Source organism: Luminiphilus syltensis NOR5-1B (genome assembly GCF_000158175.1).
GTDB classification, from domain to species: domain Bacteria; phylum Pseudomonadota; class Gammaproteobacteria; order Pseudomonadales; family Halieaceae; genus Luminiphilus; species Luminiphilus syltensis.
The window spans coordinates 174,692-189,615 of sequence record NZ_DS999411.1 but is presented as its reverse complement, the minus strand read 5'-3'; the positions used below and the strand labels follow the sequence as shown (position 1 = coordinate 189,615).

Here is a 14,924-nt window from a genome sequence, read left to right as displayed (position 1 = left end):
CCGATCGCGAGTTGTTCACGCTGTTCTGCCAGGGCGGCGCCGGTGACGCCATCGAAGTTAACGGCGAATACTGACACCCCCGGGAGGGTATCGAGTAGATTTAACTCGGGTATTTCCTCCCGACAGGGAGTGCACCAGATCGCCCAGTAGTTGACCAGACGCCATTCTCCCGGGTTGGGGATCGGGGAGACATCAGCACCGCACCCCATGAAAACCGTGAGCACCGCTGTCAGTACTGCCCATCTGTGGTGGGAGCGGCGGGCTTGGAAGCTCCCGGTCACGATTTGATTGAAAACAAATCATGCAGGCTGATGTTAAGCGTTTCCTGCTGGTCGTTTCGCTGCTCCCGAAGCAAATCATAGGCACGCTCCTGCCAGGGCGCGACAGGACTGTTTTCCGCGGCCACCAGGTCCAACTCGGTATCGATCATTTCCTTGAGTCGAAACAGGGGAACTTCATGAAGATCCCGCGCCAGCAAATACCGTCCCCGACTGTTTTGGGTGATAAGCTTGCGAGTCATCAGTCGGTCCCGGATGGTGCGCCAACTTTCACTGTCAAGGCCACCCACAACCACATCCCGATTTCGCATCAACTGGAGTTCGCTCATGGCCTGCCCCCTTCGCTGGGCGCGCCAGAGTAAAAACAGCACATCCAGGGACTTGAGCAATAAAGGTCGTCCCGCCTGTTCTTCGCTTTGGTAGGCGGACAGGCTGTGCACGACGATTCCCCCCATGAGCACAATATTCCAGGTGACATAAAGCCAAAGCAGGAAAAGCGGAACGGCGGCAAAGGCACCGTAGACCAGCGTGTAGCTCGAGTTGGCCATGACCGTCGTGAACAACACGCGGGCCACGGAAAACGCGCCGGCGGCGAATACCCCTCCCACGAGGGCGTGTTTAAAAGGAACCTGTGAATTGGGCACGGCAAGATAAAGCAAACTGAGCCCAAGGGTGCTGAGCGAAAACGGTACCAGTGGCAACAGCAGTCGTGAAACACCGAGCACATCGAAATCGGCGAGGGACTTGGCGGCGGCGAACAGGAACGCATGGACACCGAATACGAGCCCCATCATTACCGGGGCCATACTCAGCACGGCCCAGTAGAGCAGAAAGCTCGAAATGGCGCCGCGGTTTTCGCTGTTGCGCCAGATATTATTCAGCGCGCGCTCGATGTTACGCAGCATCAGTACGGCAGTGACGAACAGTATGCCAATGCCGACGCCTGTCAGGTTCTTCGCCTGGCTGGAAAAATCGGTGAGATAATCGGCGACTTCGGTAGAACTTTCGGGCACCAGTTTTTCGACCAGAAAATCCTGTATCTGGTTTTCCGCACCGCTGAAGGTCGGAATGGCGGAGGCGACTGAAAAAAGCACCGTCAACAGCGGCACCAGCGCGAACAAGCTCATGTAAACCAGCGCGGCGGCAATCTCTGAACAGCGATCGTCGCGATATCTTGCCGCCAGATACTGCGCGCCTCGCTGCGCTTTCTGTATCATCAGGTTGAATTGTGTCATCCGTTGGCCTTTGCTGTGGGGCAACCGGGGGTTGTCTTCCCGAGTTTAGTGCACAAGAGCGCCAATCACATCCCGGACTTTATCTGATGAGAGCCGTTTAAATGAACGACATGCCGTATGTACTCGTACTTTATTACAGCCGAACCGGTGCCACCGCGGCCATGGCGTCACAGATAGCGCGAGGAGTCCAGCTGGAGTCCGGTGTCGAGGCGCGAGTCCGTACGGTCCCCGCGGTAACCGCTGAAACTGTGACACCGGCTGAGGATATTCCGGCCGAAGGGCCGCTGTATTGCGACGAGGAAGACCTGCGCCGCTGCTCGGGACTGGTCCTGGGCAGCCCGACCCGTTTTGGCAATATGGCGGCGCCTATGAAGCATTTTATCGACCAGACTTCGGGCCTTTGGCTCTCCGGGGCACTGGTTGACAAGCCCGCCGCTGTTTTTACCTCGACCAGTTCGCTGCATGGCGGGCAGGAGTCGACCCTGCTGACCATGGCGTTGCCGCTACTGCACCACGGCATGATTCTGATGGGTTTGCCCTACAGCGAAAAAGGGCTAACCGCTACAACCAGTGGCGGTACGCCCTATGGTGCGAGCCATTGGGCTGGCGAAGGCGGTGACCGACCTGTTGACGCCACCGAGTCCGAATTGTGCCGGGCCCTCGGCAAGCGCGTTGCCCGTTGGGTGAAGCGCGATGTCTGAGTATCGTCGCGGCAAACTCACCGCCTCGCTATGGGCGCTGTTGTGGGTGCTCTGGTTATTGTTAGCACTCCAGCAGGTCTGGGATGTCGCCCGTTTTGACGCGCCCTGGCCCCTGTGGGTGTTGCGTCTACTACCCTTGGTGCTGTTTATGCCGGGGGTGGGGCGGGACAGCCTGAGATCCGTGGTCTGGTTGAGTTTCGTGCTGCTGTTCTACTTTGTCTCAGCGGTGGAGAGCATCTTTGCTCAACCCAAAGCGCCCACGGCGATCCTTGGTATCACCACGGTGGTACTGCTGTTCTGCGTGGCAACGCTATACATTCGCTTTCGCGGACGCGAAAAGCGAGCTTTGGATCAAGACAATGCCGAAGGGCAGGGGCACGATTAGATGGGACTATTTCGTAGCATCGGTAGGGGATTCGGTTGGCTCTGGCGCCTCATTTCAGGGTTTAGCCGCTTTATCGCCGTCATGGTGCCGCTGGTTACGCTGGGCGCGCTCATTTATATGCTCAGTATTGTCTTCGACCAGGCCAGGCCGATGCCGATTGAGGACAACAGTGTGCTTTTGCTGCAACCGGTGGGTGTTGTGGTGGAGGATCTGGATCCGCTCGAGCCCTTACAGGCCCTGCTTCAGCAGGATGTCGCCTCCGAGGTGTTGTTGTCCGACCTCGTGGACGCCATTGATGCGGCGAGCGAGGATCCGAGAATCAGCGCAATGGTGATAGACCTCGCCGATACCGTTGGCCCGGGACTCAGCCAGACCCTGGACCTGATCACTGCGATTGATCGCTTCAAGGCCCGGGGTAAGCCCGTGATCGCCGTCGGTGATTTTTACACCCAGGGCCATTACCTCGTAGCCTCTCAGGCAGACGAAGTCCTGCTGCACCCCAAGGGTTCCTTGTCCCTCACGGGTTTTGGTGCCTACAACTACTACCTGGTCCGATTGCTCGACAAGATCAAACTCACCGTGCATGTGTTTCGTGCCGGCGACAATAAGTCGGCGGTAGAGCCTTTTTTACGCGACGACATGTCGTCGACGGAACGCCGCGTAGTGGCCCGGTGGCTGGGCAGTCTCTGGCAGGATTATACGGCGGTGATCGAACGAGGCCGGGGACTGCCGTCCGGATCGATCGATCGTATGATTGCTGACTTTCCGGCGCTACTCGGGCAGTACGGGGGCGATGTTGCCCAGATGTCATTGGCCCTCGGTCTCATCGATGGTCTCGCCAATGATGCGGCGATGGAGGCGCGGATAGCCGAGGTGGCGGGTGCGGGACGCGATGAGGTCGCGGGCGTATTTTATGACGATTACCTCAATACGCTGGCCGTGGAGGCGATGGGTAAGCTACCCGTGGCTGGTGCGGATCAGCCAGCCCTTGTCGCGGTGGTCCCTATTGAGGGTGAGCTGGTGCCGGGCGAAAGTATTGACGGTTTTGCGGGTAGTGAGACCGTACTCGAGCGCTTGCGGCGCACGGCAGAGCTGCCCGGGCTCGAAGCGGTAGTGCTGAGAATTAATACACCCGGTGGCAGCGTTTTTGCGGCCGATGTCATTCGGGAAGGCGTTCAGGAATTGAGAGCACAGGGACTGACCGTGGTGGTATCGATGGCGGCCTTGGCGACCTCGGGAGGCTACTATATTGCAGCCGAAACAGACCATATTGTGGCGCAGCCGACAACACTGACCGGCAGTATCGGTGTATTTGCCGCGTTCCCTACGTTTGAGCGGCTGTTCGATTACGCGGGTGTCTCTGTCGACGGTGTCGGTACCACGGCCATGGCCGATGCATTTCGCGCTGATCGGCCCCTCAGTGAGGGAAGCGCTTCGGTGATCCGGCAGGTGATAGCGGGCACCTACGTGGATTTTCTGCATATCGTCGCCGAGGGCCGTGGCATGAACGTTGAGCAGGTAGCACCGATCGCCGAGGGCATAGTGTGGACCGGAAGCGATGCGCTGGAGATCGGTCTGGTCGACTCCATGGGCGGCCTCGAAGAGGCGATTAACATTGCTGCCGGTTTGGCTGGTCTTGATCGCTGGGAGGTGCAGCGCATGGGTACTGCAATGTCGCCAGAGCAGCGTCTGTTGCAGCATATTGGTCGAAGCATTGGTATGGCAGGGGTATTTAGCGCGGGCCCGATTGCCGATATGGTTGATGCTCTGCGACCACCGTTGCGCCTGGTGGAAAGTTTCAAGGATCCTCAGGGGGTGTATATGCGCTGTATCTCCTGTGCCAATGTACTGTAAGGACAAGCAATGCTCGAGTTTCAGGATAAGGTAGCGACGCCGCTCCCCGCTGCAACGGTGATTTTGTGTCGCGACACCAGTGCTGGCCTTGAAACCCTGCTCCTGCAGCGTAACCCCGAGATCAAAAATATGGGTGGTACCTGGGTTTTTCCCGGCGGAAAGGTCGAGGCGAGTGACCCGGGTGAAACAGAGGTCGCCCGTGCCCGATTAGCGGCTGTGCGCGAAACCGAGGAAGAGACGGGACTTTCCCTGACGCCCGAGGCTTTGCAGGAATTCTCCCACTGGCTGACACCCGAGGTCATCAAGCGTCGTTTCAGCACCTGGTTTTTTCTGGTGACCGACCCTGTTGATGAGCCGGTGCGGGTGGATGGTAGTGAGATTGTGGATCATCGTTGGGTGCGCCCCCACAAGGCGCTTGCGGAACAGGAGGCAGGGAGGCTCAAGCTGCCGCCACCGACACTGGTCAGCCTGCACGATTTGAATCGCTTCTCCGGGGGGGGCAGTCTGCGGGAAACTATCTCCCGGCGTACACCGCCCCGATTTTTCCCCCGCATCGTCCGGCGCACCGATGAAATGGTGATGTTATACCCCGATGATGTGGGCTACGACACGGCCGACCCGGACCGCCCGGGACCCATGCATCGAACCTACAATCGGAATAACCGTTTTTACTACGTGGACACCCGCGGCCAGTAAATGGGGCCCTAGCGCCAGCGCGCTCCGGGTAATAACGGCTTGGTTTTTGATACCGCCTCGGCATAAATCGACGCAATGGGGCGCTGGCTTCCTGCCTCCCAGCGTTTCGAGATCATGGTGACAGGGTAGAGAAAAATCTCCCGGTCACGATAGCGCAGGGCTCTCGACCGGCCCGCACGGTCCCGGTAAACCACCCAGTCCATGTCCAGGGTTGACCCGAGCAGGTCGCCCAGCACAATACCCATCGCTTGCAGCGTCAGGGTATCGTCCCTGGCGACGAGGCCACGGTCCAGGATGGCTTGCAGGGTATCGATATCCCGGTCAGGATCGCCGGTAAGTTGACGACCCTGTTGGTTCGCCAATGCTTCTATAGTCTGGCGCTGCCCTGCCATGAACTGTCGATCAATCGCCGAAAGGGGGTCGATTCGCCGCTCTATCTTGGAACCCTGAGCCGCTGTTGGCATAGAAACCATCATCAGCACACACATCAACGGCAGTGAAACTTTCGACCATAATGGAACTAGCGGTTGTTTCTGCGGGCGCGAAGTGGATAATTGCGCGATCATGACGACCTACCTCCCTAAACCTGTTTACCCTCTCGGAGAGCACTGATGATAACCGGAAGCATTGTCGCACTGGTGACGCCTATGCAGCCCGACGGTAGCATCGATTGGACGGCTCTCGAGCGACTGCTCGAGCACCATGTTGCCGCGGGGACCAAAGCGCTGGGCGTCACCGGGACCACCGGTGAGAGCGCCACGCTTACGGTGCCCGAACATTGCGATGTTATTCGCTTTTCTGTCGCGCAGGCGGCCGGTCGCATACCGGTAATCGCGGGAACCGGTTCGAATTCGACCCACGAGGCCATCGAGCTCACCGTTGCTGCTGCTGAGGCGGGGGCCGATGCCTCGCTGCTGGTCACCCCTTACTACAATCGACCAACGCAGGAAGGGCTCTACCAGCACTTCGTCACGGTTGCTGCGGCCGTCAACCTGCCCATTATCCTTTACAACGTACCCGGTCGGACCGCGGTGGATTTATCCAACGACACTGTGCTTCGTCTCACCGACGTCGACAATATTGTTGGCCTGAAAGATGCCACAGGCAATGTGGAGCGTGGCGCTGACCTGATCGCTCGTGCCCCGGACAGTTTCGCTGTCTATTCCGGCGATGACCCGACCGCGCTTGAGCTGATGAAGCGCGGAGGTAAAGGCAATGTGTCGGTAACCGCCAATGTGGCGGCTGAGGTGATGGCAAAAATGTGCGATCTTGCTCTGGCTGGCGATTTTGACGCCGCTACAGCGCTGGATGAGCGGATGAGGGCCTTGCATCAGGCTTTGTTTGTGGAAGCAAACCCTATCCCGGTGAAGTGGGCGCTGCTGGAACAGGGGCTGATCAGCAGTGGCATTCGCCTACCGTTGGTGCCATTGTCCGAGGAATACCATGACGCCGTCAGAGACGCGCTGGAGAAACTTAACGCGTGAAGCCATTATTCGTAGCCTCCTTACTCTGCCTATCACTGTCCGGCTGTAGCTGGTTGTTCGGCGAGGATGGGTTGTTTCCAGACAATTCAGGTCGCTATCAGTCAGCGAGTGAAATGGAAAACCTGACGCTGCCCGAAGGCCTCCAGTCCGAGTCCATTCAGCCCATGTATCCGATTCCCCCGATTGCCAATCGCGTGGCTCTCGAGACCGAATTTGAAGTACCCCGGCCAACGCCACTGACCGCGGGTTCGCAGATGGACCAGGTGCGTATCCAGCGCCTCGGTGATGCCAGTTGGGCACTCGTGGCAGTAGCGCCAGGCCAGCTCTGGCCTCAGGTCAGGGCGTTTTTGTCCCAGTCGGGAATGGGGCTGGCAGCGACCAATGCCGAAGCGGGGATGATTGACACGCAATGGCTTGAGTTATTGGATTCCCCGCTACCCTCGCGCTTTCGTTTCCGGGTAGACAGCGGCATTCAGCGCAACACGGCGGAGCTGCATGTATTGCAACAGACCAAGGGTGCCAAGCTTGAGCCCTGGCCCGCGCAATCCGACGATCTGGAGCTAGAGCGCGATATGTTACGAAACGTGGCGCAGTTCATTGCCAATAATGCGGACGCCGCACCGGTCTCCATGATCGCTGACCGTTCCATCGGTGATAGTGGTCGAATTGTCATCGAGGACGGCGACGTTGATACCCGCCTGCGGCTCAGTCTTCCTTTTGATCGATCCTGGGCTTCGACCGGAAAGGCGCTGGATGTTTCAGGATTCAAAATTGACGATCGAAACCGCAGTGAGGGTATTTACTACGTGACCTTTATCGGACCACAGTCCGAGGACGATTCGGGCTTTTTCGACTGGCTGTGGGGCGGTGAAGAGGAGCATCCACTCAAGGGTACCAAGCTTCGCGTTCTCGTCGAATCGATCGAGGAAGAGCTGGTCTATATCCGTGTGGTTTCCGAGGATGGCAGCGCGCTTGAGCGTCGCGATCAGCAGGGACTCCTGACCCTCCTCAAGGGCAATATCAGTTGATCAAAACGCGCCGGTGTTGCCGGTGCCGAGCCATCTATTGGGGAGGCGCATGCGCCTGAGTTCGCTGGGCAGTGGCAGTAAAGGCAATGGCACCCTGGTGGCCAGCGACTCCACGACTTTGCTCATCGACTGTGGCTTTCCCCGACGCGAGGCGGAACGGCGCATCGCGCGTCGAGGGATTGCTCCCTCGAATATCGACGCCATCCTGGTGACCCATGAGCACGCGGATCATGCGGCAGGTGTGGCCGCAATCTCGCGCGCTCACGGCATTCCCGTTTATTTAACCCATGGCACCGCTGCCACCGGTCGGATCACAGGCGCCCACCGGCTGCATCGGTTCAATTCGGATGACTCATTTGTCGTTGGCGATATCGCGGTCACTTCGGTAACCGTGCCCCACGATGCCAGGGAGCCGGTCCAGTATCGGTTGGCGTCGGGAGATTGTGGTGTCGGCGTTCTCACCGACCTGGGAAGCAGTACCAGCCACGTCGTTGACGCGTTTTCCGGCTGTTCAGCACTGCTGCTTGAATTCAATCACGAACTCGCTCTATTGCAGTCCGGCCCCTATCCAGCGAGCTTGAAGCGACGTGTCGCCGGTGACTTTGGTCACCTCAATAACCAGCAGGCACTGGATTTACTGGAAGCGCTGGATTCGCCTCGTCTGCAAGACGTTATCGTGGCGCACATCAGCGAACAAAATAATTCTATGGAGCGCGTCACCGCTGCCCTTTCCGCGTTTCGTGGGCACGCTGCGGTTCGGTTTGCGTGTCAGTCCGAGGGCTTTGACTGGATTTCAGTCGCTGCCAGTACCTCGCCGCCTGAATCGTTATCCGCCTCCGCCTGAGGCGGGTCTAGCTTCCAGCGGCGATTGCTCCACAGGTAGCTGGAGGGGTCAGCTTTGACGGCCAGCTCAGCAAGTCGGACGTATCGTTCTATGATGTCGTCTTCGGAGGCTTTTTTGGGCTCGGCGCTTACTTCGTGAAAGGTGAGGGTGTAGAAGCCGCGGCGCTGCCTTTCGCATTGGGCGAAGATCACAGGAAATCCCGTGAGTCGCGCAATAGCGGCCGCGCCGGTGAAAAACGCGGTGGGCTGGTTTAAAAAGTCGGTCCAATAAGCCCGCTCTCGCTGCCCCGGCGACTGGTCCGCGACCATGATGAAAACGCGCGGTGTGCGTCGATGTTTCAGTATATTTCTTGCAGCATCGGCCATTAACACAGGGGTTGCGCCAAACTGGCTTCGCGACTCGAGCGCAAAACGGTCTGCGCCAGGGCTGTGAAGCCTTTTGTAGACGGGCGCCATGTCATAGCCGAAGTGTGCAGTGGCGCTATGCAGCATCCACTCCCAGTTACCCTGGTGAATAGTCATGACGATCGCGGATTGAGAGCCACCGGCGGTTGCCCTCTCCATAACCTCGGGATTGGCTATAACCATCCGTTTCTCAAATTGCGCCAGCGACATGCGTCTGCTGTGGATGATCTCCATCGCCGTTTGCGCCAGCTGGTTGTAAAAGGCCTTGATAGTCTGTCGATGCCACCCTTCGGATTGATCGGGAAAGCTTGCCCGGATATTGCGTTCTACCGTGGCGCGTCGATACCGGAACAGATGGAATAGTAACCAGGCGCCAGCGCTCGCCAATGCGTATTTCACCCTGAGCGGCAGCGTAGCAACGAGGCAGTAGAGGCGATAAATCATGGTGTTGTGCAGTGCGCCGGCAGCGTGACTTCAACACCCGGCGGGAACAGCGATTGCTCCGGACATTGCAGCGAATCATTGCCCCGCAAATCAAGCGTTTGCAAACGCTTCAGTGCGCGCAGGGGTACCGGGTCAACCACTTGATTATTGTCCAGCCACAGGTGGGTCAGTAGGGTGAGTCGCTCGAGTTCGACCAGATTACGTAATGGGTTGTCGCTCAATTTGACCGCTTGCAGTCCCGAAAACAGGCGCAGCCCATCGAGCTTCATCACTCCGGCGTTACTGCAGTTCAATTGGGTCAGCTGCTCAATGCGAGTGACGTTTTGATCGCTGATGGCTTGGGCGACGCACTCGCTGAGTGCGATATCACTGATGTCATAGTCTGCAAACAGCTTGTCCGGTTCATAGACCATCGTGTCGTTAATACTGACGTCGTACTGGCTGCAACCTCCCAGGAACGAGAGTAACAGCAGGATACCAATGCGCCGAACCATACATCTCCCAGGGCTTAGCCGTAGTATACTGTGGCCCCAACGTGTCAGGGGGCTCGCATGCAGACAACCGATCAGGACCCCTTCTCCGGGGCGGTGACCGATACCCGACATGGAGCACTGTCGGGGGTCGCCGCGGCGCGTCTGCAAAATCTTGAAACGACACTGCGTAAGCAGTGGCGTCTGGGTCAGAATATCATTCTCTGTTGGGCGCCTGATCCGCGCGGGTTGTTGACCATCGCTGTGCCGCATTACTTCCTCGGCAACTTTACCGCAGAAGCCGGAGCGGAGGGAGACCGGGAGGAGTTCATCCGAACCATCATCAGCGCGCCCAGCTTATCTTCCAGTGCGGAGATATCCGAAGTTGCGGAGCAGCTTGGCGTTTCAACCAGCTTTATACGGCTTGATGAGTCAATTATTGGCGACAAGGCGCAACTTGATGCTGTTGGTGCCATTATTGCCCGATACGGAATCGGCTTCGTTAACCGACGTGCCGTACTGCTGTTTGATATTGCCAATTTTTCGCTATTCACGCCCTTTGAGCAGGCGAGCCAGCTCAACAGTCTCTCTTACTCCATGAATTCGGCGTACATCAAGCTACAAAGGCAGGGTGTCGACGTAAATTTCGCGCGCACCACGACCGGGGATGGTTACTACGTATGGAATCGGGATATCGGCGCGTATCCCGATCTCGATTTGTTGTCGTTTCTCCTGCTGGTGCTCATTGACAATGCGGTGGCGCAGGAGCAGGCCAGCGGCAATACGGTACCTGTCATTCGCTCCGCATTTCACGTGGGAAGCCATTACGAATTATTTCAGGCGGAGGGGGTCAACCCCACGGTGCTGTCCTATATCGTTGGCGATGTGACCATTAAGTTGGCGCGAATGTTGGCTTCTGCCGATGCCGGTCAGGTATTGATTGGTGATTTCGCAGCCCCTTTACCGAATTCTGAAGGCGTGGTCGACGGATCCGCCTATCTTCAGCGCGCTCTCGAGGAACTTCGGGATTTGACCGACTTGAAGGTCGCAGGCCAGACACTGGAAAGTATTGTCTGCAATCGGGGAAGCTGCGGTGGTCGGGATCCTGCTGTTCTTACGATTACGGATAAGCATGGTCTGACGCAGCGGGCAATGAATACACACTTGCAGGTCGTTTTGGGAGGCAAAACGCTGTCACTGGGTCTTCCGGTCGCGTGACCGCGGCCTGCGCTGTGCTCGCCGCCAGCCCGGAAAGCCAGGGCCGAGCAGCGATGGTGGCGGAGGCGCTGGGCTTACCGCAGGTCAATACGGCGGCGGACGGTGCTTATCCGGTCGCGCTGGTCGTTGACGCTGATGACCAGTGGCTTCAACTCATCGGTCGCGGCGTGCCGGGTCCGGTGCGGGTCGACTTCGGTGATCCAGCGATGCGTCATCGTCGCAAGGGTGGCCACAATGAGCTTCTGGGCCGGGCGGTGGGTATCAAGGGCGACAAGCGCCCCTCGGTTTTTGATGCCACAGCAGGTCTCGGTCGCGATGCGTTTGTGCTTGCCGATCTGGGCTGCAGGGTAACCTTGTGCGAGCGATCGCTGGTGTTGCACTGGCTGTTGCAGGCTGCCGTCAATGCTGCGAGTTACTGTCGCTTCGATGAGGTCAGGGCGGCGTCTTCAAAAATGAAGGTCATCGGTGGCGATTGCCTGGAACACGAGGTAACGGACTCACAAGTCATTTATCTGGATCCCATGTTTCCTGAGCGACGATCTCGCGCGGCGGTAAAAAAGGAACTCTCCCTGCTGCAGGTCTTACTGGCGCATGATCCCCCCGTGCCCGATGACGCACTCCTCGACTGGGCCATGACCCGGGGGGCGGATCGAGTAGTGGTCAAGCGACCACTCAAGGCGCGACAGCTGGCGCTTCGTACACCTTCGTACGCACTGAAAGGTAAAGCCGTGCGTTTTGATGTTTATATCTGCTGACGGGAGTTTTTATGATTACCGCATTGATCTCCGACGTCTCGGGTGATCAGGGGCTGAGTTGGTGCGAGGCGCTGGCTTCGGTATGCGATCGGATCATTGTCATTGTGCTGGGTCCGGAGGTCGGCACTCGACTACCTGAACTCAAGAAACTGGAAGCGCAGGCCGAGTTAATCAGCGTCGATGCAGATCTGGCAACCGTCGAGGGTCAGGCGCGAGTTGCGGACTGTATTCGGCAAATGGGCCCATTGACGTTTCTTGTCCACAACCCGTCACGTTCCTCCCTGTTCACCGATCAACCACCTGGTCTCGATAGTGAGCTCGGCTTTATCCGCTTTCAGATCGACGGCTTGCTTACCCTGGTAAGGGCGGCAACCGCAGGAATGCAGGAACGGGGTGTCGGTTATGTGGTGGTCGGGCCGCTACTCGACGGCGTCGATAGGGCGCCCCATGTGGCGGGCAGCCGCGCTTTTGTCGAAGCCTATCTGGATTCGCTGTCGACGATGGTAGCCGACTCCGGTATCGGGATCGTGTCGGCCGCGGCACCCATGCCCTCCGCCGAGCTGGCCCGCTGGGCGGATACCGCTAAGCGGCGAGCAAGCGCACCATAATACCGTGGTAGATCTTGGTCAGGCGCGCGATGTCGGCCACGTTGACATGCTCATTGACCTGGTGGATCGACCGGTTAACGGGCCCCAGTTCCACGATCTGGGTACCGAGGGCGGCGATGAAGCGGCCATCAGACGTCCCACCGGAGGTGGATAGCGTTGGCGTTTCTCCCGTGATCTCGGCCACGCTGGCGCTTGTGGCATCAACCAGAACCCCCGGTTCAGTAAGAAACGGTTGGCCGCTCAATGTCCACTCGATGTCAAATTTGAGATTGTGCCGGCCGAGTATTTCTTCGCATCGATGTCGCAGGTAGATATCGGTGACCTCGGTACTGAAGCGGATGTTGAACTGGGCGGTCAGGTCACCCGGTATGACATTGGTGGCACCGGTGCCTGATTGCAGATTGGAAAACTGAAGTGACGTTGGCATAAAAAACTCATTGCCGTCATCCCAGTGTTCTTTTGTGAGGGCGTCAAACGCCGCAAACGCTGCGTGCATCGGGTTGTCTGCCAGGTGGGGGTAGGCGATGTGTCCCTGAATACCGTGTACCGTGACCACCGCCCCCAGCGAACCTCGGCGACCATTTTTTATGGTATCTCCGAGTCGTTCACTGCTTGAGGGCTCGCCGACAATACACCAGTCGATGGTTTCATTGCGCGCCTGCAGCGCCTCAACCACCCTGACCGTGCCATCGGTCGCAGGGCCCTCTTCATCAGAGGTGATAAGAAAGGCCAAACGCCCTCGATGTTCGGGATGCTCGGCTATGAAAGCTTCGCCGGCAACCACCATCGCCGCGAGGCTGGCCTTCATATCCGCTGCACCTCGGCCGAATAGTTCACCGTCGATCTCGGTGGGCGCAAACGGCGGCGTATGCCAGTTATCCAGTTGCCCCACAGGGACCACATCCGTGTGGCCGGCGAAGGCCAGCGTCGGACCCTGGTCCCCGCGAGTGGCCCAGAAGTTGCTCACGCCGTTGGCATCGAATATCTCAAATGTGAACCCCAGGGCTTCCAGTCGGCTCATCATCAGCGCCTGGCAGCCGGCGTCCTCGGGAGTCACCGATTCCCGCTGGATGAGTTGCCGACACAGGTCGACAGCCGCTTTTCCGTACTTAGTTGTTGGCATGCAGGCTCTCGTTAAGCTCAATCGCCGAGCGATTGGTCAGGCATTCCACCGTACCCGAGGTCGAATTTCTTCGAAACAGCATGTCAGAGCGGTTGGCGAGGTCCTTAGCTGACACGGTTTCAACCGGCTTTCGGGCACCGTCGAGCATGGTTACCTTGGTTCCAGCGGTAATAAACAGCCCCGCTTCGATGGTGCAGCGATCGCCCAGTGGTATCCCCACTCCGGCGTTGGCGCCAATAAGACACTCTTTGCCCACTGAAATAATGATATTGCCACCGCCCGAAAGTGTGCCCATTGTTGAACAGCCGCCGCCGAGATCGGAGCCGGACCCGACCCACACTCCCGCGGAGATACGGCCTTCCACCATGCCGGGGCCTTCGGTACCCGCATTGAAGTTGATGAACCCCTCATGCATTACCGTAGTGCCTTCTCCGAGATAGGCGCCCAGGCGAACACGTGCGGTGTGCGCAATACGAACCCCCTGCGGGACCACGTAATTCGTCATCTTGGGGAACTTATCGACACTGGAAACCTCGAGCACGCGACCCTTTAGTCGCGCGTCGAGCTGACGCCCTGGAAGTTCATCCAGATCGACGGCACCCTCATCGGTCCAGGCCACATTGGGCAGCAGCGCGAACAGGCCTTCGAGATTGGTCGCATGGGGCTTGATCAGACGATGCGAGAGGAGATGCAGTTTCAGGTAGGCATCGGCGACACTTTCCGGTGCGCTGTCTGCCTCTTTACAGACGGCCACAACCGGCTTTTCGGCATCGGCCAATTGCAGTGCCACGGCAGCCTGTTTATTCGCGCCTACGCGCTCCAGATCCGCCGCGAGCGATTTCAATGTGGCGGCGTCCATTTCACCGCTAACGCCTTTGACAGCGGCGGCGAGGTCGCCGCTCAAGTTGGATAGTGGACGTGGAAAAAACGCGTCCAGCGCCTCGTTTTTTTGATTCGATGTGACAATGCCGAGACCAAAACTGTGGATTGCGCTCATTGTGTACTCTCCTTTTTTAGACGCCGAACTCGGCGGCATAGTCTGCGGTCTTGAATCCAACCAACAGGGTTGTGTTTGTTATTAGCACCGGTCGTTTTATCAGTGTGGGCTGTCGCTGTAGGACCGCTGCTGCATTGCCGCTTTCGATAAGCTCACGTTCACCGGCATCCAGCTGCTTCCAGGTGGTACTGCGCCGATTAATTACGCGGTCGGAACCCGCACGATCAAGCCACTCTTCAATCATCGCGGTATCGGGAGCGCTGCTCTTGAAGTCAATAAACTGATACGCAATGTCATGCTGTGACAGCCACTGACGTGCTTTACGCACCGTGTCGCAGTTGGGTATGCCATAGAGAACGGGGGTCATCGTACTTCACCTCGAATTGACAAGACATGCTAA

At 58.2% G+C, this 14,924-nt stretch carries 18 protein-coding genes; 10 read left to right on the top strand and 8 right to left on the bottom strand.

All coding sequences use genetic code 11. The features are described from left to right. Nucleotides 1-209: TlpA family protein disulfide reductase (locus NOR51B_RS15485; protein ID WP_407635201.1), on the bottom strand; the 209-nt coding region annotated here is incomplete at its 3' end. A gap of 68 nt (nucleotides 210-277) precedes the next feature. Beyond that, nucleotides 278-1,513 carry a YihY family inner membrane protein gene (locus NOR51B_RS00760; protein WP_009019248.1) on the bottom strand — a complete coding sequence of 412 codons (1,236 nt, stop codon included), beginning with the start codon at nucleotides 1,511-1,513 and terminating at the stop codon, nucleotides 278-280. 101 nt (nucleotides 1,514-1,614) lie between these two features. Here NOR51B_RS00760 and wrbA point away from each other — a divergent pair, with 101 nt between their 5' ends. The 4 genes from wrbA to NOR51B_RS00740 are packed head-to-tail and all read left to right on the top strand — an operon-like array spanning nucleotide 1,615 to nucleotide 5,149. After that, complete coding sequence (wrbA, locus tag NOR51B_RS00755; RefSeq protein WP_040481476.1) at nucleotides 1,615-2,214, top strand: NAD(P)H:quinone oxidoreductase; 600 nt, start codon at nucleotides 1,615-1,617, stop codon at nucleotides 2,212-2,214. Then, complete coding sequence (locus tag NOR51B_RS00750; protein WP_009020328.1) at nucleotides 2,207-2,599, top strand: DUF2069 domain-containing protein; 393 nt, start codon at nucleotides 2,207-2,209, stop codon at nucleotides 2,597-2,599. The genes wrbA and NOR51B_RS00750 overlap by 8 nt, the downstream gene beginning before the upstream one ends. Next, on the top strand, nucleotides 2,600-4,453 hold the full coding sequence (gene sppA / locus NOR51B_RS00745) for a signal peptide peptidase SppA (protein WP_050759379.1): 1,854 nt from the start codon (nucleotides 2,600-2,602) through the stop codon (nucleotides 4,451-4,453). A 9-nt stretch (nucleotides 4,454-4,462) separates the two neighbouring features. Further along, entirely contained in the window at nucleotides 4,463-5,149 is a 687-nt protein-coding gene (locus NOR51B_RS00740; protein WP_009021285.1) for an NUDIX hydrolase, read from the top strand. Between the two features lie 8 nt (nucleotides 5,150-5,157). Here NOR51B_RS00740 and NOR51B_RS00735 read toward each other — a convergent pair whose 3' ends face one another. Continuing rightward, on the bottom strand, nucleotides 5,158-5,625 hold the full coding sequence (locus NOR51B_RS00735) for a DUF3806 domain-containing protein (RefSeq protein ID WP_230198371.1): 468 nt from the start codon (nucleotides 5,623-5,625) through the stop codon (nucleotides 5,158-5,160). 135 nt (nucleotides 5,626-5,760) lie between these two features. Between NOR51B_RS00735 and dapA the strand changes: the two genes are divergently transcribed. From dapA to NOR51B_RS00720, 3 genes are read left to right on the top strand one after another with little or no spacing between them, the layout of a single operon-like run. Continuing rightward, nucleotides 5,761-6,633 (top strand): 4-hydroxy-tetrahydrodipicolinate synthase, encoded by an 873-nt coding sequence (dapA, locus tag NOR51B_RS00730; RefSeq protein WP_009019206.1) that lies wholly within the window; start codon nucleotides 5,761-5,763, stop codon nucleotides 6,631-6,633. After that, nucleotides 6,630-7,661: an outer membrane protein assembly factor BamC gene (bamC, locus tag NOR51B_RS00725; RefSeq protein WP_040481473.1), complete on the top strand. Its 1,032-nt coding sequence runs from the start codon at nucleotides 6,630-6,632 to the stop codon at nucleotides 7,659-7,661. Before dapA ends, bamC begins: the two co-directional genes overlap by 4 nt. Before the next feature lie 49 nt (nucleotides 7,662-7,710). Then, nucleotides 7,711-8,505 (top strand): MBL fold metallo-hydrolase, encoded by a 795-nt coding sequence (locus NOR51B_RS00720; protein WP_009021149.1) that lies wholly within the window; start codon nucleotides 7,711-7,713, stop codon nucleotides 8,503-8,505. On the opposite strand, the gene NOR51B_RS00715 is transcribed toward NOR51B_RS00720, so the two are convergent. After that, nucleotides 8,430-9,353, bottom strand: a complete 924-nt coding sequence (locus tag NOR51B_RS00715) for a lysophospholipid acyltransferase family protein (RefSeq protein ID WP_040481471.1) — start codon at nucleotides 9,351-9,353, stop codon at nucleotides 8,430-8,432. The two genes, NOR51B_RS00720 and NOR51B_RS00715, sit on opposite strands and share 76 nt — an antisense overlap. Further along, nucleotides 9,350-9,847, bottom strand: a complete 498-nt coding sequence (locus NOR51B_RS00710; RefSeq protein WP_009021004.1) for a leucine-rich repeat domain-containing protein — start codon at nucleotides 9,845-9,847, stop codon at nucleotides 9,350-9,352. Before NOR51B_RS00710 ends, NOR51B_RS00715 begins: the two co-directional genes overlap by 4 nt. A 57-nt stretch (nucleotides 9,848-9,904) precedes the next feature. Here NOR51B_RS00710 and NOR51B_RS00705 point away from each other — a divergent pair, with 57 nt between their 5' ends. The 3 genes from NOR51B_RS00705 to NOR51B_RS00695 are packed head-to-tail and all read left to right on the top strand — an operon-like array spanning nucleotide 9,905 to nucleotide 12,404. Next, nucleotides 9,905-11,041 (top strand): hypothetical protein, encoded by a 1,137-nt coding sequence (locus tag NOR51B_RS00705; RefSeq protein WP_230198370.1) that lies wholly within the window; start codon nucleotides 9,905-9,907, stop codon nucleotides 11,039-11,041. Continuing rightward, the gene (locus tag NOR51B_RS00700; RefSeq protein WP_009020262.1) at nucleotides 11,038-11,796 is read left to right on the top strand and encodes a class I SAM-dependent methyltransferase; all 759 of its coding nucleotides are present in this window, start codon (nucleotides 11,038-11,040) and stop codon (nucleotides 11,794-11,796) included. The genes NOR51B_RS00705 and NOR51B_RS00700 overlap by 4 nt, the downstream gene beginning before the upstream one ends. Before the next feature lie 11 nt (nucleotides 11,797-11,807). Further along, nucleotides 11,808-12,404: an SDR family oxidoreductase gene (locus NOR51B_RS00695; protein ID WP_009021226.1), complete on the top strand. Its 597-nt coding sequence runs from the start codon at nucleotides 11,808-11,810 to the stop codon at nucleotides 12,402-12,404. Here NOR51B_RS00695 and dapE read toward each other — a convergent pair. The 3 genes from dapE to NOR51B_RS00680 are packed head-to-tail and all read right to left on the bottom strand — an operon-like array spanning nucleotide 12,379 to nucleotide 14,891. After that, the gene (dapE, locus tag NOR51B_RS00690; protein ID WP_040481470.1) at nucleotides 12,379-13,527 is read right to left on the bottom strand and encodes a succinyl-diaminopimelate desuccinylase; all 1,149 of its coding nucleotides are present in this window, start codon (nucleotides 13,525-13,527) and stop codon (nucleotides 12,379-12,381) included. The genes NOR51B_RS00695 and dapE overlap by 26 nt on opposite strands. After that, nucleotides 13,514-14,524, bottom strand: a complete 1,011-nt coding sequence (dapD, locus tag NOR51B_RS00685) for a 2,3,4,5-tetrahydropyridine-2,6-dicarboxylate N-succinyltransferase (protein ID WP_009021347.1) — start codon at nucleotides 14,522-14,524, stop codon at nucleotides 13,514-13,516. The genes dapE and dapD overlap by 14 nt, the downstream gene beginning before the upstream one ends. Nucleotides 14,525-14,540: 16 nt before the next feature. After that, nucleotides 14,541-14,891 (bottom strand): Spx/MgsR family RNA polymerase-binding regulatory protein, encoded by a 351-nt coding sequence (locus NOR51B_RS00680; protein WP_009021442.1) that lies wholly within the window; start codon nucleotides 14,889-14,891, stop codon nucleotides 14,541-14,543. Between the last annotated feature and the right edge of the window lie 33 nt (nucleotides 14,892-14,924).